Annotated in this window: 26 protein-coding genes; 11 read left to right on the top strand and 15 right to left on the bottom strand. The window is 68.1% G+C overall.

Translation table 11 applies throughout. The features are described from left to right. Positions 1 to 33 precede the first annotated feature (33 nt). The 3 genes from G4D77_RS03420 to G4D77_RS03410 are packed head-to-tail and all read right to left on the bottom strand — an operon-like array spanning position 34 to position 2509. Positions 34 to 333, bottom strand: a complete 300-nt coding sequence (locus G4D77_RS03420; protein WP_012204863.1) for a putative quinol monooxygenase — start codon at positions 331 to 333, stop codon at positions 34 to 36. Positions 334 to 336: 3 nt separating this feature from the next. Next, entirely contained in the window at positions 337 to 1356 is a 1020-nt protein-coding gene (locus tag G4D77_RS03415) for a zinc-binding alcohol dehydrogenase family protein (protein ID WP_012204864.1), read from the bottom strand. 46 nt (positions 1357 to 1402) lie between these two features. Next, on the bottom strand, positions 1403 to 2509 hold the full coding sequence (locus tag G4D77_RS03410) for an alkene reductase (protein ID WP_154834636.1): 1107 nt from the start codon (positions 2507 to 2509) through the stop codon (positions 1403 to 1405). Between the two features lie 220 nt (positions 2510 to 2729). Here G4D77_RS03410 and G4D77_RS03405 point away from each other — a divergent pair, with 220 nt between their 5' ends. Further along, positions 2730 to 3290, top strand: a complete 561-nt coding sequence (locus G4D77_RS03405) for a dihydrofolate reductase family protein (protein WP_154834635.1) — start codon at positions 2730 to 2732, stop codon at positions 3288 to 3290. 29 nt (positions 3291 to 3319) lie between these two features. On the opposite strand, the gene G4D77_RS03400 is transcribed toward G4D77_RS03405, so the two are convergent. The 3 genes from G4D77_RS03400 to G4D77_RS03390 all read right to left on the bottom strand — a co-directional run bounded on the left by G4D77_RS03400 (position 3320) and on the right by G4D77_RS03390 (position 7066). Further along, entirely contained in the window at positions 3320 to 4270 is a 951-nt protein-coding gene (locus G4D77_RS03400) for a LysR family transcriptional regulator (protein ID WP_016448205.1), read from the bottom strand. A gap of 133 nt (positions 4271 to 4403) precedes the next feature. Next, positions 4404 to 5918, bottom strand: a complete 1515-nt coding sequence (locus tag G4D77_RS03395; RefSeq protein ID WP_154834634.1) for a 4-hydroxyphenylacetate 3-hydroxylase family protein — start codon at positions 5916 to 5918, stop codon at positions 4404 to 4406. Continuing rightward, positions 5918 to 7066, bottom strand: coding sequence for a branched-chain amino acid ABC transporter substrate-binding protein (locus tag G4D77_RS03390; RefSeq protein WP_013802993.1), 1149 nt, complete (start codon positions 7064 to 7066; stop codon positions 5918 to 5920). The genes G4D77_RS03395 and G4D77_RS03390 overlap by 1 nt, the downstream gene beginning before the upstream one ends. Positions 7067 to 7355: 289 nt before the next feature. On the opposite strand from G4D77_RS03390, the gene G4D77_RS03385 reads away from it, so the two are divergent. The 7 genes from G4D77_RS03385 (at position 7356) to G4D77_RS03355 (ending at position 13578) form a co-directional block, all read left to right on the top strand. Continuing rightward, entirely contained in the window at positions 7356 to 8273 is a 918-nt protein-coding gene (locus G4D77_RS03385; RefSeq protein ID WP_063326506.1) for a branched-chain amino acid ABC transporter permease, read from the top strand. Next, positions 8273 to 9454, top strand: coding sequence for a branched-chain amino acid ABC transporter permease (locus G4D77_RS03380; protein WP_154834633.1), 1182 nt, complete (start codon positions 8273 to 8275; stop codon positions 9452 to 9454). Before G4D77_RS03385 ends, G4D77_RS03380 begins: the two co-directional genes overlap by 1 nt. Next, on the top strand, positions 9444 to 10271 hold the full coding sequence (locus tag G4D77_RS03375; protein ID WP_154834632.1) for an ABC transporter ATP-binding protein: 828 nt from the start codon (positions 9444 to 9446) through the stop codon (positions 10269 to 10271). The genes G4D77_RS03380 and G4D77_RS03375 overlap by 11 nt, the downstream gene beginning before the upstream one ends. Further along, on the top strand, positions 10264 to 10962 hold the full coding sequence (locus G4D77_RS03370; protein WP_016448200.1) for an ABC transporter ATP-binding protein: 699 nt from the start codon (positions 10264 to 10266) through the stop codon (positions 10960 to 10962). Before G4D77_RS03375 ends, G4D77_RS03370 begins: the two co-directional genes overlap by 8 nt. Before the next feature lie 115 nt (positions 10963 to 11077). Continuing rightward, positions 11078 to 12352 carry a flavin-containing monooxygenase gene (locus G4D77_RS03365; protein WP_154834631.1) on the top strand — a complete coding sequence of 425 codons (1275 nt, stop codon included), beginning with the start codon at positions 11078 to 11080 and terminating at the stop codon, positions 12350 to 12352. A gap of 60 nt (positions 12353 to 12412) precedes the next feature. Then, positions 12413 to 12847: a RidA family protein gene (locus G4D77_RS03360; protein ID WP_013802988.1), complete on the top strand. Its 435-nt coding sequence runs from the start codon at positions 12413 to 12415 to the stop codon at positions 12845 to 12847. A gap of 53 nt (positions 12848 to 12900) precedes the next feature. Continuing rightward, positions 12901 to 13578, top strand: a complete 678-nt coding sequence (locus G4D77_RS03355) for a DUF1028 domain-containing protein (RefSeq protein WP_017406790.1) — start codon at positions 12901 to 12903, stop codon at positions 13576 to 13578. A 37-nt stretch (positions 13579 to 13615) separates the two neighbouring features. On the opposite strand, the gene G4D77_RS31070 is transcribed toward G4D77_RS03355, so the two are convergent. Together G4D77_RS31070 and G4D77_RS03345 are read right to left on the bottom strand one after the other, a co-directional pair. Further along, positions 13616 to 15763 (bottom strand): patatin-like phospholipase family protein, encoded by a 2148-nt coding sequence (locus G4D77_RS31070; RefSeq protein WP_160310748.1) that lies wholly within the window; start codon positions 15761 to 15763, stop codon positions 13616 to 13618. Between the two features lie 247 nt (positions 15764 to 16010). Beyond that, complete coding sequence (locus G4D77_RS03345) at positions 16011 to 16277, bottom strand: porin (protein WP_047327229.1); 267 nt, start codon at positions 16275 to 16277, stop codon at positions 16011 to 16013. 73 nt (positions 16278 to 16350) lie between these two features. On the opposite strand from G4D77_RS03345, the gene G4D77_RS03340 reads away from it, so the two are divergent. Next, complete coding sequence (locus tag G4D77_RS03340; protein ID WP_052947234.1) at positions 16351 to 16719, top strand: LysR substrate-binding domain-containing protein; 369 nt, start codon at positions 16351 to 16353, stop codon at positions 16717 to 16719. 61 nt (positions 16720 to 16780) lie between these two features. Here G4D77_RS03340 and G4D77_RS03335 read toward each other — a convergent pair whose 3' ends face one another. After that, positions 16781 to 17683: a LysR family transcriptional regulator gene (locus G4D77_RS03335; protein ID WP_047327230.1), complete on the bottom strand. Its 903-nt coding sequence runs from the start codon at positions 17681 to 17683 to the stop codon at positions 16781 to 16783. A gap of 116 nt (positions 17684 to 17799) precedes the next feature. Between G4D77_RS03335 and G4D77_RS03330 the strand changes: the two genes are divergently transcribed. Together G4D77_RS03330 and G4D77_RS03325 are read left to right on the top strand one after the other, a co-directional pair. Then, positions 17800 to 19041, top strand: coding sequence for a serine hydrolase domain-containing protein (locus G4D77_RS03330; protein ID WP_154834630.1), 1242 nt, complete (start codon positions 17800 to 17802; stop codon positions 19039 to 19041). Beyond that, positions 19038 to 20210: an MFS transporter gene (locus G4D77_RS03325; RefSeq protein WP_154834629.1), complete on the top strand. Its 1173-nt coding sequence runs from the start codon at positions 19038 to 19040 to the stop codon at positions 20208 to 20210. The genes G4D77_RS03330 and G4D77_RS03325 overlap by 4 nt, the downstream gene beginning before the upstream one ends. Before the next feature lie 32 nt (positions 20211 to 20242). Here G4D77_RS03325 and G4D77_RS03320 read toward each other — a convergent pair whose 3' ends face one another. From G4D77_RS03320 to G4D77_RS03295, 6 genes are all read right to left on the bottom strand, one after another. Then, positions 20243 to 22519 carry a putative bifunctional diguanylate cyclase/phosphodiesterase gene (locus G4D77_RS03320; protein ID WP_154834628.1) on the bottom strand — a complete coding sequence of 759 codons (2277 nt, stop codon included), beginning with the start codon at positions 22517 to 22519 and terminating at the stop codon, positions 20243 to 20245. A 28-nt stretch (positions 22520 to 22547) separates the two neighbouring features. After that, positions 22548 to 23306 (bottom strand): GGDEF domain-containing protein, encoded by a 759-nt coding sequence (locus tag G4D77_RS03315; protein ID WP_016448192.1) that lies wholly within the window; start codon positions 23304 to 23306, stop codon positions 22548 to 22550. Then, positions 23306 to 23707, bottom strand: a complete 402-nt coding sequence (locus G4D77_RS03310) for a DUF1987 domain-containing protein (RefSeq protein WP_016448191.1) — start codon at positions 23705 to 23707, stop codon at positions 23306 to 23308. Before G4D77_RS03310 ends, G4D77_RS03315 begins: the two co-directional genes overlap by 1 nt. A gap of 84 nt (positions 23708 to 23791) precedes the next feature. After that, on the bottom strand, positions 23792 to 24364 hold the full coding sequence (locus G4D77_RS03305) for a SiaB family protein kinase (RefSeq protein WP_016448190.1): 573 nt from the start codon (positions 24362 to 24364) through the stop codon (positions 23792 to 23794). 9 nt (positions 24365 to 24373) lie between these two features. Further along, positions 24374 to 25606, bottom strand: coding sequence for a SpoIIE family protein phosphatase (locus G4D77_RS03300; protein WP_016453717.1), 1233 nt, complete (start codon positions 25604 to 25606; stop codon positions 24374 to 24376). 193 nt (positions 25607 to 25799) lie between these two features. Then, on the bottom strand, positions 25800 to 26063 hold the full coding sequence (locus G4D77_RS03295; RefSeq protein WP_016448188.1) for a DUF2789 domain-containing protein: 264 nt from the start codon (positions 26061 to 26063) through the stop codon (positions 25800 to 25802). Positions 26064 to 26152: the final 89 nt, after the last annotated feature.

Here is a 26152-nt window from a genome sequence, read left to right as displayed (position 1 = left end):
CCGGGTCCGTTCCGCCCAGGCCCGTACCGCCCGTCAGGGCACTTCCTTCAGGCCCACCAGTTGCAGGGGGCGTGCCAGCAGTTCGTCGAAGCGTTTCTCGAACGCCTTGAAGTACGGCATGCTGAAGTGCGCATCCAGCGCTGCCTGGTCCCTGAATGACTCCCGCATGTAGAAGGTGCCGGGGGTGTCCGCCAGTTCGAACAGCGTGTAGTCCAGGCATCCGGCCTCTTGCCGGGTGAATGGCACCAGCGCGCGCAGGGCGTCGCGCAGTTGGTCTTGCTGGCCGGCCTTCGCCTCGAGGATGGCCAGGTTGAAAATGGTCTCTGTCTTCATGGCTCAGCCCCAGTTCTCCAGCACCACCTTGCCGCGCGCCTTGCCCGACTCGATCAGGGCATGGGCGCGCTTGAGGTTGTCGGCGTTGATGCTGCCGAAGCGCTCGGCCAGCGTGGTGCGGATCAGGCCGGCATCGACCAGTGCGGCAACCTCGTTGAGCAGGCGGTGCTGGCCGATCATGTCGTCGGTGCCGAACAGGGCGCGGGTGAACATCAATTCCCAGTGCACCGACACCGACTTGCGCTTGAGCTTGGTGATGTCCAGCGACGCGGGATCGTCGATCAGGCCGAATTTTCCCTGGGGCGCGATCGCCTCGACGATCTGTGCGAAGTGCAGGTCGGTCTGCGTGAGGCTCACGATGTGGTCCACCGTGGGAAAGCCGATGCGCTTGAGTTCGTCGGCAATCGGCTGGCTGTGATCGATCACGTGGTGGGCGCCGAGCTCCTTGACCCAGGCCTGCGTCTCGGGCCGCGATGCGGTGCCGATGACGGTAAGGCTGGTCAGCCGCGTGGCCAGCTGCGTGAGGATGGAGCCCACGCCGCCGGAGGCGCCGATGATGAGCAGCGTCTTGTGGCTGGGGTGCTTGCCCGGCGCGATGCCCAGGCGGTCGAACAGCATCTCCCACGCGGTGATGGCGGTCAGGGGCAGGGCCGCCGCCTGTGCAAAGTCCAGCGACTTGGGCGCGTGGCCCACGATGCGCTCGTCCACCAGGTGCAGTTCGCTGTTCGTGCCAGGGCGCGCAATGGAGCCGGCGTACCAGACGCGGTCGCCCGGCTTGAACAGCGTGACTTCGGGGCCCACGGCCTTGACGATGCCGCTGGCATCCCAGCCCAGCACCTTGTGCGTTTGCCCCTCGGCGGGCGCGCCGCTGGCGCGCACCTTGGTGTCCACCGGATTGACGGACACGGCCCTGACTTCGACCAGCAGGTCGCGGCCGGTGGCCACGGGATCGGGCAGGGTGATGTCGATCAGCGATTCGGGTTGGCTGATGGCCTGGGGCTTCTGGTATCCAACGGCTTTCATGGTCGTGCTTTCAAAGGTTGAGGAAGAGGGGAGAGCAGGGAGGGCTTCAGGCGGTGGCGAGGGCTGCGTAGTCCGAGTAGCCGCGTGCGTCGCCGCCAAACAGGGCCTTGGGATCGAATGCGGCCAGCGGCGCCTGGGCGGCGTAGCGCGCCGGCAGGTCCGGGTTGGCAATGAAGGGGCGGCCGAAGGCGACGAGGTCTGCCAGGCCCTCGTGCAGGATGGCTTGGGCGCGCTCCGCGTCGTACTTGCCCGCAACGATCACCTTGCCCTGGTAGGCGCGGCGCAGCGCGTGGCGGAAGTCTTGCGGAATCTCGGGCGCATCGTCCCAATCGGCTTCCGACAGGTGGATGTAGGCCAGGCCGATTTCGTCGAGCCTGCTGGCCAGATGCAGGATGGTCTCGATGATCTGCGGGCAGTTCATGTTGCGCTGCGTGATGAAGGGCGCCAGGCGGATGCCGGTGCGCTCGGCCCCGACCTCGCCCGCCACGGCGGCCGCGACCTCTTCGGCGAAGCGCGTGCGCTGGGCGATGCCGCCGCCGTAGGCGTCGGTGCGGTGGTTGGAGGTGGTGCGCAGGAACTGATCTATCAGGTAGCCGTTGCCGCCGTGGATTTCCACGCCATCGAAACCGGCACGCATCGCATTGGCCGCGCCCCTGCGGAAGTCGCCGATCACGTCCTGGATGTCCTGTGCGCTCAGTGCGCGCGGCACGGGGCAGTCGACCATGCGGCCGACACCGTCGTCGCCGACCACCCAGACCTGCGCTTGGGGCGACAGCGCCGAAGGCGCGACCGGCAGGCCATCGGGGTGAAAGCTGGCATGCGACATGCGGCCAACGTGCCACAGCTGCAGCACCATGCGCCCGCCGGCGGCGTGCACCGCGTCCGTGACGCGGCGCCAACCGTCCACCTGCGCCTCTGAATAGATGCCGGGGGTGAAGCTGTAGCCTTGGCCCTGGCGGGAGATCTGGGTGGCTTCCGAGATGATCAGGCCGGCGCTGGCGCGTTGTGCGTAGTAGGTGGCCATCAATGCATTGGGCACGTCGCCTGGCTGGCTGGTGCGGCTGCGCGTCATGGGGGCCATCACCATGCGGTTGGGCAGGCTGAGCGGGCCGAGCTGCAGGGGGCGAAACAGGGGCGTGGAGGCGGTGGTCATGCGGTTCCTTGGCGGAGCTGTAGAGGTGTTGGGGCGGTGGCGGAAACCCGGTTCGCAAGTCGTCTGGGCATGGAGCGATGTTGACCTGGGCGTTTCAATTGAAAAAGACCCGCAAGACTGAAGGCGGCTTCAAAAGAAATTTGACGATGAGGTCCAGGCGCGGCCCGCACAACACCCGGGCGGATGGCCGTGCAGCGCCTGCCTGGCTACCATCTCCCCCATGAAGACCCAATACTTCGCCGCCACCTCACTCGACGGATTCCTGGCCACGGAGGACGACTCCCTGGACTGGCTGTTCCCGCTGGGCGACATGCAGGCCACGGGCTACCCGGAGTTCATTGCCGGCGTGGGCGCGCTGGCCATGGGGTCCGCCACCTACGAATGGATGCTGCGCCACGCGGACGCGGTGGCCAGGGAAACCGGGGCGGCGTGGCCCTATACGCAGCCTGCCTGGGTGTTTTCCAGCCGCACGCTGCCTGGTATCCCGGGTGCCGATATCCGGTTCGTCAGCGGTGATGTGCGTGCCGTGCATGCGCAGATGCAGGCTGCGGCCGGCGGGGGCAATCTCTGGATCATGGGGGGCGGAGACCTGGCGGGGCAGTTCTACGACGCGGGCCTGCTGGACGAGATGATCCTGAGCGTGGGCTCGGCCACGCTGGGCCGGGGCAAGCCGCTGTTTCCGCGCCGGGTGCTGCATCCGGTGCTGCGTTTGTTATCCGTGCGGCAGATTGGCGAGGGCATGGCGGTGCTGCAATACGAGGTGCGCAAGAGCACGGCCTGACGGGCTCCCTGATTCGGTCTGCGCGCCGCTCAGTTCGCCTCCCCGCGCCCAGGCGCCGTCATGCCCGGAATGTATTCATTGGAGATGAAGCTGCGGCAGCGGTGCATGAAGGCTTCCACCACATGGCGGGGCTTTTGTTCGCGGGCCCAGGCCAGGCCCAGTTTCATGGGGCGGTGGTTGCCGTTCAGGTGCAGGTTGACGATCTTCTTGCCGTCCAGCGCATGGGAGTTGCGCGGGCGCACGTTGACCAGGGAGTAGCCCACGTCGTTGGCGACCAGGGAGCGCACCACGTCGGGGCTGGCGCTGCGGGCCGCGATCAGGGGCGAGACGCCGGCTTCGCGGAACAGCGACATGAAGTATTCACGGCTCAGGGGCAGGTCCAGCAGGACCATGGGCAGCTGGGCCAGCGCCTCCAGCGTGGTGGAGCGGTGGTTGGCCAGCGGATTGAGTTCGCTGACGATGACCATGGGCGGCAGCTGGGCCAGGGGCTCGAAGCAGATGTCCGATTCGGCCACCAGCAGGTCGTAGGTGATGGCGACATCGATCTGCGCGGTGCGCAGCTTGTGGATCAGGCCTTCCTGGTGGTCCTCGATCTGCGTGACCGTGGCCTTGGGGTGGGCGCGCGCGAATCCCTGGCACAGCTCGGGGGCGACCATGGCCGCCAGCGTGGTGAAGCAGCCCACGCGCACGGGGCCGCGCACCTGGCTTTGCGCGCTGCTGGCCACGTCGTACAAGGCCATGGCCTGGTCGAGCAGGCTGCGGATCTCCCGCAGGACTTCGGCGCCTGCGGGCGTGACGGACAGGCCTTGCGCATGGTGGCGCACGAACAGCGGCACCTGCAGCTCGGCCTCCACCTGGGTGATGGCCGATGAGATGGACGAGGGTGAGACGTGGATGCGGTTGGCGGCCTCGGCAATGCTGCCGAACTCGCCCGCTGCCACGCAGTATTCCAATTGTCTGAAGGTCAGTCGTGTCAGCACGGTGTGCAAGAGGTGGAGAGGGGGAGGGCGGCCAGGGTGATCCGCCGCGTAGTTGACCAAGCGGCGGACCGCGCTGCAAGAGGCCCTTCCCGCAAGACGCCTGCATTGTGCGGCGGTCGGGCCCCGGCAGCCTTCAGTCGCTGGCGTTGTGATTGCGAAACCATTGCGCCACCGCACCGTCGCCCTGGGCCGGCGCCTGCGTGGCCTTCACGCGGTCCGTCAGACCGGCGGACTTGCCCACGAAGTCCAGCGGCGCATCCCAGTTGAAATGCCGGTACACGGCCGCCGTCTGGGCGTAGGGCGGGCATTGCGCAAACAGCTGGAAGCTGAGCCGGTGGCCGGCGTGGTCGGAGTCGAGCAGGTCGCGCGCATAGGCCAGCAGCCTGCGGCGGTCGTCGGCCTGCCATTGCGGGCCGAGGGTGTAGAACTTGCGCAGCCAGGGGCCGGTTTCCTCGTTCTCGAAGCTGGCGTGGTCCGGCGTCAGGCAGACCTGGCCGCCGCACAGCTCGCGCACGGTGTTCATCATGTGGTGCAGCTGGCCGGTGGCCAGCGACCTTCCCGTGAACAGCAGCGACTGGTTGGGCATCATCAGCCCGGCCGGGCTGCGCTCGGCCAGCGCGATGGCGGCCGTGAGGTGGGCGTTGATGCCTTCGCGGTAGCAGGCCAGGCCGGCCAGCCTGTCCTGCACGGCCTGCAGCTTCTCCACGCCGGTCTGGCGCGCGTTGTGCAGGGCCGTGCCTATCAGCATGTCGGCCAGCTTCAGGCTGCGCTGCAGGAAGGTGAAGGCCGAGTAGCGGTGCAGTGTCTCGCGCAGGAAATGGGCGGCCCGGGTGTGGCGGTAGAACAGCACGTTCTCCCAGGGAACCAGCACGTCGTCGAAGACCACGATGGCGTCCACTTCGTCGAAGCGATGGCTCAGCGGGTGGTCCTGGGCCGATGCGCGGGCGGCCAGGCCCGGGCGGCAGATGAAGCGCAGGCCGGGCGCGCCCAGGTCGCAGATGAAGCCTATGGCGTATTCGGACTGCGCCGCGTCGCCCCAGTGCGCCAGCCCCGGCTTGGTGAAGGCCTGGTTGGCATAGGCGGCAGCGGTCTCGTACTTGGCGCCGCGCACGATGACGCCTGCATCGGTCTCCTTGACCACGTGCAGCAGCACGTCGGGGTCCTGGTCCTGCGGCAGGCGCGAGCGGTCGCCCTTGGGGTCGGTGTTGGCCGATACGTGGAACAGGTCGCCACGCACCACGCGGCGGATGTGGGTGCGGATGTTGGCGGAAAAGCGCGGGTCCAGCTCGTTGAGCACGTCCTGGCCGTCGAACAGCGACCACATCTCGCCCACGCTCTCGTCGCCCACGCGCATGACCACGCCGCCCATGTCCTCCAGCAGCAGATCGGTGGCGCGGCGCTTGTCCCACCAGTCCTGGCGCGTCAGCGGCAGCTTGTGGGCGATGGGGTGGCGCTCGCCGTCGCCTTCGTCGTAGGTGAGCGCGTCGCGCAGCGCGGCCTCGTGCTGCAGGTCGTACATGCGTGCACGGATGTCCACCAGCGGCTTGAACATGGGGTGGGTGGTCACGTCGTTGACGCGCTCGCCGTTCATCCAGACCCGCCGGCCATCGCGGATGGAGTCGCGGTACTGGCTGCCTGTCCTGATCATCAGCGGCTGGCCCACTTGCCGTCTTTGACCTCGTGCAGTTGCAGCTCCACGGGCACCTGCGTCTGGCCGTTGGCATCAAAGGTCACGGTACCGGTCACGCCGTCGTAGCGTATGGCGCGGATGGCCTTGGCCACGGCCTGCCGGTCCTTGGTGCCTGCCGTCTTGAGCGATTGCAAAAGGATGCCGGTGGCGTCGTAGGCGTACTTGGTGTACGGGCTCTCGGAGTCGGCATAGCCCTTGGCGGCATAGGCGCGGCTCATGGCGTCCAGCCGGGGGTTGGTCTGCGATTTGGGCGTGCCGACGATGGTGCCGTCCGCGGCCGGGCCGGCGATCTGGATGAGCTGCGGATCGAAGATGCCGCTGATGCCCAGCATGGGCTGCTTCATGCCCAGCTCGGCCATCTGCTTGCGCACGATGCCGGCCTCGGTGATCACGCCGCCGAAGTAGACCGCGTCGGGGTTCAGGCTCTTGATCTTGGTGAGGATGGAGCGGAAATCCGTGGTGCCCACGGGGTAGCTTTCCTCGGCCACCACGCTGCCTTTTTCTGCCTTGTAGAAGCTGCCGAACGAGGCCAGGTTGGCGCGCCCGTAGTCGCTGGTGTCGGCAATGATGGCGATCTTTCTTGCGCCCAGGCCCGTGGCGGCCCAGGCGGCCAGCGGCTTGTTCTCGTTGACCAGGGTGGGCGTCACGCGCGTGGTGTTGGCGAAGTTCTGGTCGGTGATCTTGGGGCCGATGGCGCCCCAGACGATGAAGGGCATCTGCACGCGGTTGAACACCGGCAGCGTGGCCAGGGCCACGGGGCTGTTCCAGTGGCCTATGGCGCCCACCACGTCGCGGTCGTTGACCAGCTTGAGCGCGGCGGACACGCCGGTCTGCGGGTCGGAGGCATCGTCCAGCACCACGCCCTCCACCTTGAACGGCACGCCGGCCGTGGCATTCCACTGGTCGATGGCCAGCAGGAAGCCGTTCTTCGCGCCCAGGCCCTGCTGTGCGTTGCCGCCGCTGACGGGGCCGATGAAGCCCAGCTTCACGGTGGACTGGGACCAGGCCGCGCCGCAGGCCAGCGTGGCGGCGGCCAGCGCCAGGGCGGATGCGGCAAGGCGCCGGCGCGATGGCAGGAGGGCGGTGGTTGTCGTGAAGGCTTGCATGGTCGGTCGGTCCTGTTCGGGTGAAGACGAGGGGCAGCCATGGCGGCCCGGGCGGGGCCCGGGGCGGCGGGGCGCCACGGTGCATGGCGGGCTGGCCGGCGCTGTCTGGCAACGCCGCCGGATCAATGTATCGCCGCACCGGCCCGGGACTGGATCGCGTTTTCCGAAGCAGCGCCTCGGCAAAAGCGACGCAGGTTTTGCGCGGTTTCTTGCTTCAATGGCTGCGTGACATGGAGACAAGCGAAGCCCCGCCAACCCGGCCGAACCCGACACAAGAGGAACCCTATCGATGCATGACGCGCTGTTCCAGCAACTCATCAACTGGCTGACCCTGGGCTGCATCTACAGCCTGCTTGCCCTGGGTTTCAGCCTGTTGTTTGGCGTGCTGCAGGTGATTCACTTTTCCCATGGCGACGTGGCCATGGTCGCCCCCTTCATCGCCCTGGCGGCCGTGCAGGCCCTGGCCGCCGCGCTGGGCGGCTCGGCCCCCTGGCTGGTGCTGGGCCTGGCCTGCCTGGTGGCCATTGCGGCGGTGGGAGGGCTGGGCGTTGCCCTGGACCGGCTGGTGATCAGCCGCTTTCGCAATGCGCCGGCCATGATGCCGCTGGTGGCCACGGTGGCGCTGGGCATCGTGATCCGCGAGCTGATCCGCCACCTGTACCCGCAGGGCAGCAATCCGCACGCGTTCCCGGCGATTGCGCAGGGGGCCGTTCCCACCCCGTTCGGGCCGCTGCCCCTGATCAGCGTGGTCTCGGTGCTGGTGGCGGTGGCGCTGGTGGGCGTGCTGCTCTATGTGCTGCACCACACGCCCATGGGCATGCGCATACGCGCCGTGTCACAGGACCGCGAAACCGCGCGGCTGTTCTCGATTGCGCCGGGGCCGGTGTTTCGCAACACCTTCTTCATTGCCTCGGCCACCGGCGCGGTGGGCGGCATCTTCCTGGCCAGCTATGCGGGCGTGGTGCGCTTTGACTTCGGCGTGCAGGCGGGGCTGATCGGCTTTTCCGCCGCGGTGGTCGGCGGCCTGGGGCGGCTGGGGGGCGCCATTGTCGGCAGCCTGCTGATTGCGGCCATCGAGACCATCGTGCAGGGCTATGTGCCCAACGGCACCTCGTACCGCCTGGTGTTCGTGTTCGCCCTGGTGATCCTGGTGCTGATCTTTCGCCCCGCCGGCCTGTTCGGCGTTCAGAAAATGGAGAAGGTGTGATGCAGACAACGACGATACAGGCGCCGCCGCAGGCGGCACCACGGAGTGCGGGCTCTGCCGCCATCGTGCTGGGCGTGGCCCTGGCGGGCGCCGTGCTGCTGCGCCAGTTCCTGCTGGCCGAAAGCTGGATCACGGTGCTGGCGCTGCTGGCCTGCTTTGCCGTGGCCCTGGTCGCGGTGCAGAAACGCCCGCTGGTGGAGGACCGCATCGTGGCCGCCTTTGGTCAGTGCAGGCCGCTGGCCGTGGGCACGGGCGTGGTGCTGGCCCTGGTGTTTCCGTGGGTGCTGGGCGGTGACAGCTACGCCATGCACCTGATGATCATCGCCTGCCTGTACGCGGTGCTGGCGCTGGCGCTGAACTTCCAGCTGGGCAGCGCCAACATACCGAACTTCGCCACTGGCGCGTCCTACGGCATCGGCGCCTATGCGTCGGCCCTGCTGGCCATCCACTTCGGCGTGAGCTTCTGGATCTGCCTGCTGGTGGCCGCCGCCGTGGCCACGATCTTCGGCTTTCTGCTGGGCCTGCCGTCCATGCGCACCCGCGACAGCTATCAGGCGCTGGTGACGATCGCCTTCGGCATCGTCGTGCACCAGCTGCTGATGAACCTGGAGTGGACGGGCGGCGCCAACGGCCTGGTGGGCATTCCTTCGCCCACATTGTTCGGGCATTCGTTCAACGACCCCATCACGCTGTGGGGCCACAGCCTGCCGGGCCAGGCCAACTTCTACTACGTGGCCGTCGCCCTGCTGGGGCTGGCCATCGTCTCGGCGCAGCGCCTGCACAGCTCGCGCGTGGGACTGGCCTGGAATGCCCTGCGCGACGACGAGATCGCCGCACGCGCCTGCGGCATCAACGTCACCTGGTTCAAGGTCAAGGCCTTTGCGGTGGACGCCTTCCTGGCGGGCTTCGCGGGCACGGTGTATGCGTTCTATGTGAGCTTCATCTCGCCGGACAACTTCACCTTCCTGGTGTCCGTGACCATCATGACGCTGGTGATCGCAGGCGGCATGGACAACACGCTGGGCGTGATCGTCGGCGCCTTCCTGCTGACCATGCTGCCGGAGAAGCTGCGGGCGTTTTCCGACTACCGCATCCTGTTCTACGGCCTGGTGGTGATCGCCTTCCTTATCATCCGCCCGCGCGGCATCTTCCCCCAACGGGTGCGCAACCATGAGCATTGATTCCCATCCCACCCACCATGCCGCGACCGCAGGCCCGCTGGTCCTGGAGGGGCGTGGCCTGACCATGCGCTTCGGCGGCCTGACGGCGGTGCAGGGCGTGGACATCCACCTGGCGGCGGGCGAGGTGCTGGGCATCATCGGGCCCAACGGCGCGGGCAAGTCCACCTTGCTGAACCTGCTGACCGGCATCTACCAGCCCACCGAGGGCGAGGTGCTGCTGCAAGGCCGCTCGCTCAAGGGCATGGCCGCGCACGACATCGCGGGCGCCGGCATTGCGCGCACCTTCCAGACCAGCCGGCTGTTCGGCTCGCTGAGCGTGCTGGACAACGTGATCATCGGCATGCACGCGCGCACCCGCTGCGGCGTGCTCACCGCGCTGCTGCGCCCGGCCGTATCGCGCGCCGAGATGAAGCGCTGCGCCGAGCGCGCCTGCGCGCTGCTGCAAAGCGTGTCCAGCGACTTGCACCAGCGTCGCAACGTGCTGGCCAGCAGCCTGCCGCAGGCCGACCGCCGCCGCCTGGAGATTGCGCGCGCCCTGGCCGCCGAGCCCCGCATCGTGCTGCTGGACGAGCCCTCCAGCGGCATGGACGACCGCGACACCGATGCGCTGATCGCCGACATCCAGCGCCTGCGCGAAGGCAATCCGGCGCTGGGCTTCATCATCATCGAGCACGACATGCGGCTCATCGCCACCTTGCCGCACCGCGTGATGGTGCTGGACTACGGGCGCAAGATCGGCGACGACAGCTTCGAGGCGGTGCGCCGGCTGCCGCGCGTGCAGGAAGCCTATCTGGGCAGAAAGGCCAGCCATGCTTGAACTGGACTCCATCAGCACGCGCTATGGCGTGGTGAACATGCTCAACCAGGTCTCGCTGCAGGTGCCCGAGCACAGCATCGTCTGCCTGCTGGGCCCCAACGGCGCGGGCAAGACCACCACCTTCAAGGCGATTGCGGGCCTGCTGCCCGTGCACCACGGCGCCATCCGCGTCATGGGCCAGCCGCTGGCGCGCATGCGCACCGAGGACCTGGCCGGCCTGGGCGTGGGCTTCGTGCCCGAAGGGCGGCGCCTGTTTGCCGAGCTGACCGTGCAGGAGAACCTGAAGATCGGCCACGACGCGCTGCGCCCGCAGCAGGGCTTTGCCCAGGCGCTGGAGCGCGTGGTGGCCCTGTTCCCCCGGGTCGGCGAGCGCCTGTCGCAGGCAGCGGGAACCCTGTCCGGCGGCGAGCAGGCCATGGTGGCGCTGGGCCGCGTGCTCATGGGCGAGCCGCGCCTGGTGGTGATGGACGAGCCCACGCTGGGCCTGTCGCCCAAGCTCATCGAGGAGTACTTCGAGACGGTGCAGCGCATCCACAGCCAAGGCATCACCGTGCTGCTCATCGAGCAGAACGCTGAGGCGGCGCTGTCCATCGCCCACACGGGCTATCTGCTGCTCAAGGGCCAGCTGGTGGCCTCGGGCACGGCCAGCGAGCTGCTGGCCAACGACGTGGTGAAGCACCTGTACCTGTAGCGCCGCACGGGCGGCCTTCACCTCCTTCCCTTTTTTGTTGCGGACCACACCAAGGCAGTCGGCACCGCGCCGATGCGGGACGGCCTGCGCCTTTTTTTCCTGAGAGACCCACACCATGACAGCTGAAATCCAAACCATCAACACGCTCGTGGTCGGCGCCGGGCAGGCCGGCATCGCGGCCAGCGAACACCTGAGCCAGCTTGGCGTAGAGCACCTGGTGCTGGAGCGCCAGCGCATCGCCCAGGCCTGGCGCACGGGGCGCTGGGACTCGCTGGTGGCCAACGGGCCGGCCTGGCATGACCGCTTTCCAGGCCTGGAGTTCAAGGGCGACCGCGACGGCTTTCCCGGCAAGGACGAGGTGGCCGACTACTTCGAGGACTATGTCCGCCAGATCAAGGCGCCCGTGCGCACCGGCGTGGAGGTCAGGCGGGTCACGCGCAACCAGGGCCGGCCGGGCTTCACGGTGCAAACGTCCGAGGGCGTGATCGAGGCCCGCAACGTGATCGCGGCCACGGGGCCGTTCCAGGTGCCGGTGATCCCGCCGATAGCGCCAGCTGCGCCCGCCGATGGCCGCCTGCTGCAGATCCATTCCGCGCACTACCATCGCCCCGCGCAGCTGCCCGAAGGCGCCGTGCTGGTGGTGGGCGCAGGCTCCTCGGGCGTGCAGATTGCCGATGAGCTGCAGCGCGCGGGCCGCAAGGTGTTTCTCTCGGTAGGCGCCCATGACCGGCCGCCGCGCGCCTACCGAGGCCGTGATTTCTGCTGGTGGCTGGGCGTGCTGGGCGAATGGGATGCGGCCATTGCCAAGCCCGGCCGCGAGCATGTGACCATTGCCGTCAGCGGCGCGCGCGGCGGCCACACCGTGGACTTTCGCGCGCTGGGCCACCAGGGCATCACCCTGGTGGGGCTGACCGAGTCCTTCGCCGATGGCAGTGTGCGCTTCCGGGACGACCTGGCCGAGAACATCGCCAACGGCGACGCCAACTACCTGGCCATGCTGGATGCGGCCGACGACTACATCCGCCGCAACGGCCTGGACCTGCCCGAGGAGCCCGAGGCGCGCAGGCGCCTGCCCGATCCGGAGTGCATGACCCATCCGCTGCGCGAACTCGACCTGGCTGCCGCAGGCATCACCTCCATCATCTGGGCCACGGGCTACAGGGTGGACTTCAGCTGGCTGCAGGTGGACAGCTTCGAGCCCGGCGGCAAGCCACGCCACCACCGCGGCGTGGGCCATGAGCCGGGCATCTACTTCCTGGGCCTGCCCTGGCTGTCGCGCCGTGGCTCGTCCTTCATCTGGGGCGTGTGGCATGACGCCAAGTTCGTGGCCGACCACATCGCCAAGCAGCGCCGCTACAGCGACTACGACGCCGCCGCCCGCAGCAGGTAGCAGGTAGCAGGTAGCGCGCTCTGAGACACCTTCCCATCCACCCCCTGCAGGAGCCAGACCATGCCCACCCATACCCGCATCCGCATGTTCAACACCAAGGACACCTATCCCAACCAGTCGCTGGACAACGACCTGTGCCAGGCCGTGCGCGCCGGCAACACCGTCTATGTGCGCGGCCAGATCGGCACCGATTTCGAGGGCAACCTGGTCGGCCTGGGCGATCCGCAAAAGCAGGCCGAGCAGGCGATGAAGAACGTCAAGCAGCTGCTGGAGGAAGCGGGCAGCGACCTGTCGCACATCGTCAAGACCACCACCTACATCATCGACCCGCGCTACCGCGAGCCCGTCTACCAGGAAGTGGGCAAGTGGCTCAAGGGCGTGTTTCCCATCTCCACGGGGCTGTGCATCTCGGCCCTGGGGCAGCCGCAGTGGCTGATGGAGATCGACGTGATCGCGGTCATCCCCGATGACTGGCAGCCGCCGGCCAGCGCCTGAACGTCGACCACAGCAAGCACCTGGTACAGCCGCATCGGCAGGAGGAAGAAACCATGACTTTTTCGATTGTGGGGCGCTGCGAGCGCACCGGGCAGCTGGGCGTGGCCATCAGCTCGTCCAGCATTGCGGTGGGCGCGCGCTGCCCCTGGGTGCGCGCGGGCGTGGGCGTGGTGTCCACGCAGAACATCACGCTGCCCGCCCTGGGCCCGCGCGTGCTGGACCTGCTGGAGCAGGGCGCCGACCCCCAGGCCGCGCTGCGCCAGGCGCTGGACGACGGCAGCTGGCCCCAGTACCGCCAGGTCACCGTGGTGGACGCGCAGGGCCGCACCGGCGTCTTCAGCGGCAGCCAGGCGCTGGGCATCTTCACCAGCGCCGTGGGGCGGCAGTGCGTGGCGGCGGGCAACCTGCTGGCCAGCGAACGCACCATCGAGGCCATGGTGCCGGCCTTCGAGCGCAGCGCGGCGCTGCCGCTGGCCGAGCGCCTGCTGGCCGCCATGCAGGCCGCCATGGCCGCAGGCGGCGAGGCCGGGCCCGTGCATTCGGCCGCGCTCAAGGTGGCGGGCGAGCACAGCTGGCCCATGGCGGACCTGCGCGTGGATTGGTCGGAGCACGATCCCATCGGCGCGCTGCAAGGCCTCTGGGCCGCCTACGCGCCGCAGATGCAGGACTACCAGACGCGCGCCATCGATCCCACGGCCGCGCCCAGCTACGGAGTGCCCGGCGATGAGTGAGGCGGGATGGACTGCCTGTCGGCATGTAAGTGCCGCATCAAATTTTTGGAGAGATCCGGATCTGGGCAACAGGCTTGGGGGCGGCACACTCCAGCGAAAGTTTTTGCGCAGCGCCCAGTGATCCCAGTTTGTCGAGTTCCGTGAGGAAGTCTTTGGCCAGCGCCATCTGGGCCTGGGTGTAGTCGATGCGACTGGCCAGCTGTGTCCAGCGCTCCACAGGAGTGGTCTTGTACAACGCTGCGCTCCCTGGCTGCATGGTACCGAGGAAGGTGGCCAGGCGGGTTTTCTGGTGCTTGGTCCATCCCTGGCCGTTCTGGGCCCCGTCCGGATGGAATCGGTTGATCAGGCGATGCGCCGCCATGCTGCCTGCGTTGCCCAGCGCAGCGATGGTTTCCTTGGGCATGTCCAGGTTCAAGCCTCCTTCATTCTCACGCAGGCTGATCTGCACGATGCGGTCCTTGAAGCTCGGATAGGTGAACTGGATTTCGTCGCGCCAGTTCTGCATGGTGTTGAGGATGCTGACCAGGAAACCCGCCAGCCCGGGAAGAGGTTTCTCGTCCTTCGGGCTCGTCCAGGGCCGCAGGTGGCCGCCGCCGTTTTCTGGCAGATAGATACGGCCGCTCTGGTTGTCCTGGATTTCTGGAGTCTTGATCTCGATGTCGGGGTGCTTCGCCTTGAGATTGATGGCGAAGGTCGGGTGTCCTGGAAGCAGTGCGTCGAACATGTGCAGTGGGATATTGCTTCCGATGCCGCCGTCGGAGAACCAGATCCGGGTGGCCTGTAGAGTTGCCTTGGCAGGTTCCCCAGCCTTCTTGGCCGCCCGCACGCGGTCTATCTCAAGCTGGTTGCCCTTGCGGCTGAAATCCACGGCATACAGAGGAATCGCTGACAGCAGCAAGGGGAAACTCAGGCTCATGCGCACGGCGACGACGACAGGAAGATCGGCGCCATGAGGAAGTCGATGCAGGACTCTCGCATTCGTGCCCTCGCCAACCTGGATGTTGGTATCAGGTGCATAGGCTTCGGGAGCAATGCCACACTGCATGTCAGCCCGAACGGCAGTCCTTGCCAGCCAATCCATCACGCGCTTTGGGAAGTAGTCTTTCAGCTCTTCGGGGTCGTAGCACAGCGGTGGCATGCCTTCGCGAAACGGGATGCCGTAGATCATGTGCTGGCTGACAGCGCTGGTCATGACCTCCAAGTTGATATTGCGCTCCTTCTGGAGATCGCCGCCCCAGAGGTCACCGAAAGTCAATGGGTGTTCGCGCTGCTTCAATCCGGCCAAATCATCGAAATACGTGGTCAGCCAGTCCGTGAGTCCGGGAGAAGTACTTTCGGAATCCGGTGGGGTCGGCATTGTTCTTCCGCTGCAAAAACCATAGCGGTTGCGATGCAGTCCTGCCAGCAGGCTGCGAGCAAAGAGAAAACCGACCAGTGACAAGATGAAGGCCCAGGTCAGCACGGCACATGCCAGCAATGACAATCCAATCCCGAACAATGCGCAGTGCCAGGCTAATCCACTGACCAGCTTCAAGCCGATGACCAACAGCAGGTATATGCCCACACACGCGAGGAGCATAGAAAACCGGGAAACGGCAGACGCAGCAGCGCAACGCCACAAGGCTGTCCCAACCAATACCAGGGCGCAGAGGGACGTGCCGGTAGCCATCCAGAAATTCACGTTGCCTGACAGGGATTGGATGAGTGGTCCCAAGAGGACAGCACCGATCAGAAGCAACGCCAGCACCGCAACGATTTTGCCCGTGAGCATGCGTATGAGCATGTCGATGATGGCGGAATGGGGCTTCTTGTTCAGCACCTGTAGCAAGACATCGAAATGCTGCCGCAGATCGGGGGACGGCTGGAACAGGCTCAACAGCCGAGAGCGCTTGCCCGGCGCCACGGTCTCCCCGAGTTCCTCGGGCAATTGTTTCAGCCGTTCGAATGAGCAGGTCTGCCCATTCTGGCGGCCATATTCAGCAGCGGCACAGGCTCCAGCAGCGATTGCCCCGGCAGATGTCCCGCCAATACTCTTGAACTGATAGCGCTGCGACAGTTCATAGATAAGTTTGGGATAGACCACACCACTGGTGATTCCACCTTTCATGACAAGGTCGCAAAGTGGCTTTTGCGGATTCAGTGTCTCGCCTGTCCAGGTCGTATCGCGAAAGGGTGTTGCGGTCATATGTGCCTCCGCTGGCATTGTGCATGGACCGCATGGTTTATATGGCCCAAGATGGGCACGGTCTGGCCATGCCCTGCTCGGATGGAAAAACTCCCGCCGCATGCTCCCATGCGTCTGTCCAGGCCTGCCACGGATCGCCAGTCCCTGGAGACGGCGATCGGGTTATCGGCGAGCACACCTCTGCGCCGTGGGCTGTAGTGCCGCTACGCCAGCGCGGCGGCATTGATGCCCGGTTGCCTTGCTCTTCTCAGAACCCTTGCGATACCCCCAGGTCCAGGGCCGTGCGCCCGCCGGCACTCGCATCCCGCCGGTATCCCAGGCTGGCGTTGAGCGTGGTGCGCGGCGACAGCGCATGGTCCACGCCCAGCGAGGCGAATCGGCTCGTGGAGCCGTCCAGGCGCTGGTGACCATAGCCGGCCTTCAGCGTGGTCCGTTCGATGCGGTAGGTCGCGCCCAGCGTGGTGGCGCGTGATGTGCACGCATTGCGGGCAGCTCGGCTGTCAGCCAGGCGCACGCTGTCGCTGTGCTGCTCGCCAGCATTCTCGGCGCTGTGGATGGCGCACCGGCTGCAAGGACTGTGTGATGGCGTGCCGCTCAACCTCAGCCCCTATGTCCGCTCCCAGATCGCTGAGCATGTGGACTGGAGCGTGTGGCTGGCCCACCATCGCCTGGACCGCGAGGCCGGCCTGCCCGGCGGCGGCCACTACTTCAATGCCAACGACTACAACCTGCTGATCCCGATGGTGCTCAGCGACCAAGGCGTGGCCCTGGGCTGGGACCATCTGGTCAGCCCGCTGATCGCGCGCGGGCTGCTAATCCGCCCGGTCTTGCAGGAGCTGGTGCTGGAGGAGTCCAGCCACTATCTGCTCTGCCGCGAGGACAAGGCGAACGAGCATGCCATGGGGTGCTTTCTCAGCTGGTTCCTGAAGCGGGGTGGGTTGGCTGCACGGGGATGAAACCCGGCCGCAGGACCAGGCCTTGGGGGGGCGGAACAGGCGGCGATCCGACGCGTCGCGCTCAGGGCTTGACCTGCGCCTGCGGAAACACCCGCGCGCACAGGAAGTCCACCAGTGCCCGCAGCTTGGGCGAGGGGTGCCTGCTGGCGGGCCACAGCACGTGGAAGACATTGGTGTGCTCCATCCAGTCCGCCAGCACGGGCTGCAGCCGGCCGTCGGCCAGCGGCTCGCGGATGGAAAAATCCGGCAGGTAGGCGATGCCCAGGCCCTGCAGCGCAAAGCACAGCCGGGTTTCGATGTTGTTGCAGATCATGGAGGTGGGCAGCTGCAGCTCGGGCGCGCCCGCTGCGCGCCGCAGCACCCAGGGCTCCAGCTTGCCGCTGTGGGGGTAGCGGTAGTGCAGGCAGCTGTGCTGCAGCAGATCCTCGGGCACCCGGGGCGTGCCGCGCTGCGCCAGATAGCCGGGCGAGGCCACCAGCAGGTAGCCGAAGGCGCCCAGCCGGCGCGCGGACAGGCGTGAGTCGGCGGGCGCGCCCGTGCGCACCACGGCATCGAAGCCTTCCTCGATCACATCCACCAGCTGGTCCGTGAAGTCCAGGTCCAGCTCGATCTCGGGATAGGCGCGCATGAACTCGCCCAGCACCGGCAGCACCAGCGAGCTGACCAGGGGCAGGCTGACCCGCAGCCGGCCACGCGGCGCGGCGCTGGCCTGCGACAGCTCCAGCTGCGCGGCCTCGATCTCGGCCAGGATGCGGCGGCTGCGCTCCAGGAACAGCGTGCCCTCGGCCGTCAGCGTGATGCTGCGCGTGCTGCGGTGGAACAGGCGCACGCCCAGCCGGTCCTCCAGCCGCGCCACGCTCTTGCCGATGGCCGATGCCGAGACTCCCATCAGCCGGCCTGCCGCCACGAAGCTGCGGGTCTCGGCGACCTGCACGAACACCAGGAAACCGTTGAGGCTGTCCAAGGCCACTCCTTCATTGCGGACAGAAAGCTCCGCATAACCCGGAAATCTACCCCACTTTTTCTTTAATCGAGGGCTTTCTATCGTCAGGACCCTGTTCATTGATCCCGGGAATTCCCATGACGATTGCTCTTTCTGCGGCATCTGCTGCACCCGCTGCGCTGCCTGCAGCCCCGTTGAACTCGCCCCTGTCCGACCGCATCCAGGCCGTGGTCCGGCAGGCGCTTGAGGCGCAGCGCCTGGTCGGCACCGTGGTGCTGGTGGCGCGTGGCGGCGCCCTGGTCCACCGCCAGGCGGCCGGCTGGGCTGACCGCGAGCGCGGCCTGCCCATGGCCGTGGACACGGTGTTCCGCCTGGCCTCGGCGAGCAAGCCCATTGTTTCGGCGGCGGCCCTGGTGCTGGTGGCGCAGGGCCGGCTCGGTCTGGATGAGGGCGTGGACCGCTGGCTGCCGCAGTTCCGGCCCCGGCTGGCCGATGGCCGGCCGGCGCGCATCACCGCGCGGCAGCTTCTCAGCCACACGGCGGGGCTGGGCTACCGCTTCTTCGAGGCCGACGCACAGGGCCCTTATGCGCTGGCCGGTGTATCGGACGGCATGGATGGCTCGGGCATCAGCCTGGCGGAGAACCTGCGCCGCATCGCCAGCGTGCCGCTGCGGTACGAGCCCGGCACGGCCTGGGGCTACTCGCTGGCCACCGATGTGCTGGGCGCCCTTATCGAACAGGTGCACGGCAGGCCGCTGGAGCAGGCCGTGCGCGACCTTGTGGCCGGGCCGCTGGGCATGGCCGATACCGGCTTTGCGGTGACCGATGCACTGGCCGCACGGCGCGTGGCCACGGCCTATGTCAGCGATGTGCCGCAGCCCCATCCGCTGGCCGAGGGCGAGACCGTGTCGCCCTTCGAGGGCGCCATCGGCATCCCGTTCAGCCCGGCCCGCATCTTCAATGCGCGGGCCTTTGCCTCGGGCGGCGCGGGCATGGCCGGCACGGCCGGCGACTTCCTGCGCCTGCTGGAGGCCCTGCGCCAGGGCGGCGGAACGCTCCTGCCCGACGCGCTGGTCGCCGAGATGGCGCGCGACCAGACGGGCGGGCTGGAGCTGCCCGATGCGCCCGGGTTCGGCTTCGGACTGGGCTTTTCCGTGCTGCGCGATCCGGCGCTGGCCGCATCGCCCGAGTCGGCGGGCACCTGGCGCTGGGGCGGGGCCTATGGGCATTCCTGGTTCGTGGACCGGGCGCAGGAGCTCAGTGTCGTGGCCTTCACCAACACCTTGTACGAGGGCATGTCGGGGCGCTTCGTCAACGATTTGCGCGACGCGGTCTACGGGGTTTGTGAGGTCCACGGGGCTTCGGGAGAGCCGCAATGAACGGAACAAGCCAGGACCGCCTGCCCGTTGCCTCCCTGCTGGCGCTGGCCATGGCAGCCTTCATCACCATATTGACGGAGGCGCTGCCGGCCGGCCTGCTGCCGCAGATGGCCCAGGGCCTGGCCGTGACCGAGGCCTGGGTGGGCCAGACCGTCACCCTCTACGCCATAGGTTCCCTGGTGGCCGCCATACCGCTGACGGCCGCCACGCAGGGCATGCACCGCCGCCCCCTGCTGCTGGCGGCGATCGCCGGCTTTGTCGTCGCCAACACGGTCACGGCCTTGTCCACGCACTTTGCGCTGACCCTGGTGGCGCGCTTTCTGGCGGGGGTCTCGGCCGGGCTGCTTTGGGCGCTGCTGGCCGGCTACGCGGCACGCATGGTGCCCGGCCATCTCAAGGGCCGCGCCATCGCCATTGCCATGGTGGGCACGCCGCTGGCGCTGTCGCTGGGCGTGCCGGCCGGCACCGTGCTGGGCCAGTGGGTGGGCTGGCGGCTGTGCTTCGGCCTCATGAGCGTGCTGGCGCTGGCGCTCATGGTCTGGGTGCGCGCCCGCCTGCCCGACTTTGCGGGGCAGGCGGCAGGCCGCCACCTGCCGCTGAGGCACGTGTTCACCCTGGCGGGCGTGCGTCCCGTGCTGTTCGTGGTGCTGGCCTTCGTGCTGGCGCACAACATTCTCTACACCTATATCGCGCCCTTCCTGGCGGTGGCGGGCATGGCCGCGCGCACGGACCTGGTGCTGCTGGTGTTCGGCGCCACCTCCGTGCTGGGCATCTGGATCACCGGCGTGCTGATCGACCGCCACCTGCGTGCGCTCACGCTGGCCAGCATTGCGCTGTTCGCCTTGTCCACGCTGATGCTGGGCGTGGCCGCAGATGCGCCGGCCCTGGTGTATGCGGCGGTGGCCGTCTGGGGCCTGGCCTTTGGCGGCGCCGCCACGCTGCTGCAGACCGCCATTGCCCACACGGCGGGCGAGGCCGCCGACGTGGCGCAGTCCATGCTGGTCACGGCCTGGAACCTGGCGATTGCCGGCGGCGGCATCGTGGGCGGCCTGCTGCTGGCGCGCATGGGCGTGGGCGCCTTCACGCCCGTGCTGCTGGCGCTGCTGGGCGCATCGCTGGCCGTGGTGTGGGCGGCCAGGCGGCATGGGTTTCCTGCGGTGTGCAGGTAGGTAGGGAGGGAGCAGGGCGCGGCCTGGCCGCCTCAGGGGAACTCAGAGGTGCCAGGCTGCCGCTGAAGCGCTTCATTGTGCTGGCCCAGCCAGCCCAGCAACTGCGCCTTGTCCATGGGCCGGGCAACGTGATAGCCCTGTCCCTCCTGGCAGCCCATGGTGCGCAGGGCCTGCCAGGCGCTGGCGTCCTCTATGCCTTCGGCCAGGACCTGCAGGCCGAGCTTGCGGCCCAGCTGGGCGATCATTTCGGCGATGCGCGCTTCCTGTGATTCGCCAAGCTGGCGCACGAAGCTGCGGTCGATCTTGATGCGGTCCAGCGGCAGGCGCTCCAGGTAGCTCAGCGAGGAGTAGCCGGTGCCGAAGTCGTCGATGGCAATGGTCACGCCCAGCGTGCGCAGGGCGCTGAGCGTGGCCTGCAGCAGCTGGGTGGGCAGCACGGCCACCGACTCGGTGATCTCCAGCTCCAGCTGCGCGCCCTGCAGGCCGTGCTCGGCCAGGGCATGGCGCACCGTCTGCAGGAAGCCCGGGTCCTGCAGCTGCACGGTGGAGACGTTGACGGCCATGCGCCGGGGCGCGCGGCCGGCGTCCAGCAGTTCGCGCATGGTACGGCAGGCCGTGGCCAGCACCCATTGGCCCAGCGGCACGATGAGGCCCGAATGCTCGGCCACGGGAATAAAGCGGTCGGGCGGCACGAAGCTGCCGTCCTGCCGTGGCCAGCGCAGCAGGGCCTCCAGGCCGACCAGGGCATGGGTTTCCAGGTCCACCTGGGGCTGGTAGACCAGGAAGAGCTGGGCGCCGTCGATGGCCGCGCGCAGGTCGGACAGCAGCAGGGCGCGGTCGCGTGCCTCCATGCCCATGTGCTCGGAGTACTCCAGCAGCTGGCCCCGGTGGTCGCGCTTGGCGCGCTTGAGGGCGATGGTGGCGTCCTTGACCAGGTCGGTGCCGGCCTGGCGTTCACGGGGCAGGTGCACGTAGCCGCAGGTCAGCGAGACCTTGTGCGGCACGCCGTCCACGGCCAGGGGCTGGCGCGCGCAGTCCAGCAACTGGCCCAGGGCCACTTCCCTTGTGGGGCCCAGGATGCCGAAGGTGTCCGAGCCCACGCGCGCCAGCAGCACGCCGGCGGGCAGGGCGCCGGCCAGGCGGCGGGCCATGGCTTCGAGCAGGCGGTCGCCGAAGCGGTGGCCCATCACGTCGTTGGTGGCGCTGAAGTCGTCGATGTCCACCAGGGCCAGCACATGGTCCTGCGTGCCACGCCACACGCATTCGTCCACTTTTTCCACGAAGTGGGCGCGGTTGGGCAGGCAGACCAGGGGGTCGAAGTAGGCGGACTGGTGCAGGCGCTCCAGCAGGCCGCGGTTGTGCAGCAGCGTGCGCAGGTTGGCGCAGAAGACTTCGAGCAGCTGGCGGTCCAGTGCGCTGTGCGAGGCTGGCGCATCGATGAAGACGGCCATGTCCTGCTCGTCGCCCCGGCCTATGTACAGGGCCACGCCGCGCTGCACGCCATAGATGTTGCGGCGGGTCTGCAGCGCCTGGCGCAGCAGGCGCAGCCCGCGCGAGGCCAGCACGGTGGCGATGGGCTGGTCGATGAGCCGGGCGAACGGCCCCGTGGCCGCGAGCACGCGGTAGGGCTCGGCCGGGTGCGTGCCCTCCGAGCAGACCAGGCCTTCGCTGGCCACGCCCAGCAAGGTGGCCAGCTGGGTGATCACGCCGCGTGCGAAGGCGTGCAGGTTGGTTTCCTCCAGCAGCGAGGCGCTGGAGCGCACCATCAGCTCCAGGCTGCGGCGATTGGCCTCGATGGCGCACAGCTGCTCGTAGGAGCGCACGGCGGTCACCACGATGGCCAGCAGGCGGTCGGGCGTGAGTTCGGTCTTGGTGCGGCAGTCGTTGATGTCGTAGCGCAGCAGGGTTTCCAGATCGGGCGCCTGGCCCGGGCGGCCGGTGCGCAGCACGATGCGGCTGTTGCGCAGGCCGGCCGTGTAGCGGATGAAGTCCACCAGGTCCAGGCCGGCGCCCGTGCCGTCGGTCACGGCGTCGAGCACCACCACGGCCAGGTCCTGCTCGCTGCGCAGCAGGTTGCGTGCCTGCGTGCCAGAGCGGGCGTAGAGGAACACCAGCGGCCGGCCGAACAGGGTGTGGCCTTCCAGCGCCAGGCGGAAGGCGGCGTGTACGTCGGGGTCGCTGTCCACGATCAGCACCCGCCATTCAGGCCCGGGCACGGGCGATGGCGGGGGCGGCTGCAGAGCCGGCTGCAGCGGGGCGGAAGCAGGGGCGGGCGCCCTGGGCGCCCGTGCGCGCATCACGAAACTCATGCCTCAGCCCTGTCTGTGTCCGCGCCGCTCAGGCCGTGGCATGGTCTGCCGCGCGCACGACCTGGTTGCGCCCGCTGCGCTTGGCGGCGTACAGGGCCTCGTCGGCCAGGCTGTAGGCCTCGTCGAAGCGGCCGCCGCTCGGGCGCCAGCTCACGCCGAAGCTGGCCGTGATGCAGCTGGCGTCGGGCAGGCCGAAGGGATGGGCCTCGATGGCTGCGCGCACCTGCTCGGCCACGCGCACGGCGCCGTCGCTGTCGTGCTGGGGCAGCAGCACGGTGAATTCCTCGCCGCCCACGCGGCCGATGTGGGCCGTGTCCGGCACGGCGGCCTTGAGGCAGCGCACCACGCCCAGGATCACGCTGTCGCCCACGGGGTGGCCGAAGCTGTCGTTCACGCGCTTGAAGTGGTCTATGTCCAGCACGATCAGGGCCAGGCCCTGCTGGGTGAAGTGGCGGTTCACGCGCTCGATGATGGCCGCGCGGTTGAGCACGCCGGTCAGCGGGTCGTGCGTGGCGCGGTACTCCAGCTCGCCGGCCAGCTCCTGCAGGCGCTGGTTGAGCTGGGTCATCTCCAGCTCGGCCCGGTCGCTGCGGCGCACCAGCCGGCGCGTTTCGCGCAGCAGGCGGTCATAGGCGGCCAGCAGCGCGCCCAGGGCCTGGTGGCAGGCCCGGGCGCCGGCCTCCTCACCCAGCTCGTGGGCCGCGCGGGCCGCCAGCAGGGCCCGGTGCTCGGCATCGAAAAGATCTGCAGGAGCGGCGCAGGCGGCGGGTGCTGCCACGGTGTCCATCACGCGGCCTTCACGGGATGGCCGGTGAAGGCAATGGCGGCAAAGTCGTCGCGCAGCTCCTCGCCGAATTCGCAGATGGTGTCGTCTTCCTCGTCGTAGTACCAGTGCAGGGCCACGGTGCGGCCGGCCTCGGCGGCCTCGCTCAGCGCCTCGATGAGGTTGAACAGCATCTTGGTGCTGGAGCTGTTGAAGTAGGCCAGCGCGATGTGCACCTGGATCGGTGCCTGCTGCTGCGCGGGCTGCGCCAGGGCCAGGTAGTCCTGCAGGCGGGTGAGGATGCCACCATAGAAGGCGGCGGCGTTCTCCGGATAGGACTCGCCACGCAGGTGCAGCGTGTGCGTGTCGAACCGGAAGTCCACTTCCGGGGAGCTGGGGGTCGGAGCGATGTAGAGGTTGTCCATGCGTGATCTCGGTGCGTTGTCCGTGCCTGCGCGCCCGGCCTGTCCAGGTCCGGTGCCGGAGCGTTCCTGGCTGGCCGGTGCGGCTCAGAGCGTGGCTTTCAGGTAGAAGACGGGACGACCGTCCACGGTCTGGGCGGGATCGAAGTCGAACTGCAGCGGCTCGCGCGCATCGCGGGCCAGGGTCAGGAAACCCATGCCCGCGCCCTTGCTGCCTTCGGGCGCGTCGTCGCGCAGCGACTGGCGGCAGGCCTTCTTGATCTCGTCCAGGGTCATGCTGCGCAGGGCGTCGAGCTTGGCGCGCAGCGCCTCGCCCATGCCGGGCTCGATGGGGTTGGCGCACAGCAGCACGAAGCTGCCGTCGTCCTCGCGGCGGATGCAGACCGCGCCGTGGCGCAGCTCGCCATCGTCCTGGTGGGGCGGGGTCAGTGCATCGGCCGAGTAATGGATGATGTTCTGCGCCATCTCCACGAAGGACGAGAACAGCTTGCGCCGCGTGGGGCCGGGCACGCCGGCCACTTCCAGCTGCAGCCGCACGGCCTCGGCCATGGCCGCGACGATGTTCTGCGAGAAGTAGCCCACGTAGTAGAAGATCACCTGGTGCTGGCGCGCCAGGTGGAAGAAGCTGCCGTACTTGTCGGCGATCTGTGCTTGGGGCATGGGAGGCATTCAGGTTCTGAAGCAGAAGAAGGTCAGGTCGTCACGGCGGTGGTGCTCGCCTTGCCAGGCCTGCAGGGCGTCCAGCAGGGCGCGGTTGATCTCGGCGGGCGTGCGGCCGGCCTGCTCCAGCAGCAGCTCGCGCAGGCGCTTCTTGCCGAAGGTGATGCCGCGCGGGCCGCCGACCTGGTCGATCAGGCCGTCGGTGGTGGTGAAGACCAGGGTGCCTGCGGGCAGCTCCAGGCCGATGTTGTTCCAGGCGAAGTCGAATTCGCTGTCCACATAGCCCACGCCCTTGCGCTGGCCGTCCACCACCTCCACCGCCTCGGCGCCGGGGCGCAGCAGGAACAGCGACAGGCGCGCGCCTGCAAAGCGCAGGCGCCGGTGCGCGGGCTCGAACCAGAAGCAGGCCGCGTCCAGCCCGTCGTCCGAGCCCGGCGTGCCGTCCTTGCCGTCGAGCTGGCCCAGCATCTGCTTGACGCTGCGGTTCACATGGCCCAGCAGCGCGGCCGGGTCGCGCGGGCCGTGTTCCTTGATGGCCTGGCCCAGGCTGCTGGTGGCGATCAGCGTCATGAAGGCGCCGGGCACGCCGTGGCCCGTGCAATCGGCCACGGTGGCAAACCAGCCGTCGCCGTCCTGGCTGAACTGGTAGAAGTCGCCGCCGACCACGTCGCGCGGCTCCCAGACCAGGTCGGCGCCGGGGCAGGCGCGTGCCAGGGCCTCGCGCGAGCTGCGCAGCAGCGACTGCTGGATCACGCTGGCGTATTCGATGCTGTGCATGATCTGGCGGTTGCGCGCCACCTGCATGTCCGCCACCGCACGCATCAGCTGCAGGCCGTGGCCCACGCCGGCGAACAGGCCGCCGCGCGTGATGATGAAGCCGTCGGTCAGCGCCTTTTCACCGTACTCCACGGTCTTCACGGTCAGGGTGTCGATGTCGGTGGAGGCGTCGACCACCAGCGGCTCCTTGTCCATGAAGGCGATGCAGCTCTTCTTGCCGTACAGCTCCATGCGAAACGGTTTGCTGAACTGCGACAGGAAGATGCTGCGGTTGATCAGGCCGATGGGGCGGTCGCCCTCCACCACGGGCAGGCTGGCCAGATCGCGGTGGCGCGTGAAGACCTCGAGCACCTTCTCGTTGGTCTCGTCGGCGGTCATGCAGGGGACGGGGGTGCACAGGTCCGCGGCGCTGGGTGGGCGGAAACGGGGCCGGGAATCGCTCAGGTAGGCGCGGGACTCATCCATGGAATGCACATCGCAAAATTGTTAGGGAATGTTACGATTTCCCTGTTTCAGTTTTGTGACGCGGATGGGCCTGAGGGGCAGGCACCTCTTTGGAGGACTGTGAGCCGACAGCCTTCGTCCTGGCGCGGAATGGCCGTTCGCGGCCTGGGGCTGCCGTCCATGCAGGCCATCGGGGTGGACAGGCAGCCTCGCTTCAGCTCAGGCCTTCGGCGCGCTGCCTGACGGCGTCCTCGTGCAGCGACTCGCTGAGCTGGTCGACCACGATGGACCACGACGCATCGGCCTTGAGCTGCTCTGCCAGGAACTGGCGCTGCGCATCGCTCCAGTAGGGCGCATCCACCACATCCACATCGGCGGCCAGCTGGTGGGCGCGGATGAAGTCGGCAATGGCCTGGTCGCTGGCATCCAGGCCCAGCTGCAGGAAGAGATTGGACATGCGGACGACGGAGTTGTTCATGGAGGCGTGTTCGGTGCGTGTGGGATCAAAGGGAGCCGGCGGGCCGGCCGCAGGAAGGGGCCAGGGCGCTATCTTCCCCGATTTGCAGG

The organism is Delftia sp. WY8, from assembly GCF_018437695.1.
In the GTDB taxonomy this organism is placed as follows: domain Bacteria; phylum Pseudomonadota; class Gammaproteobacteria; order Burkholderiales; family Burkholderiaceae_C; genus Comamonas; species Comamonas tsuruhatensis.
This window is presented reverse-complemented; position numbering and strand designations above follow the sequence as displayed.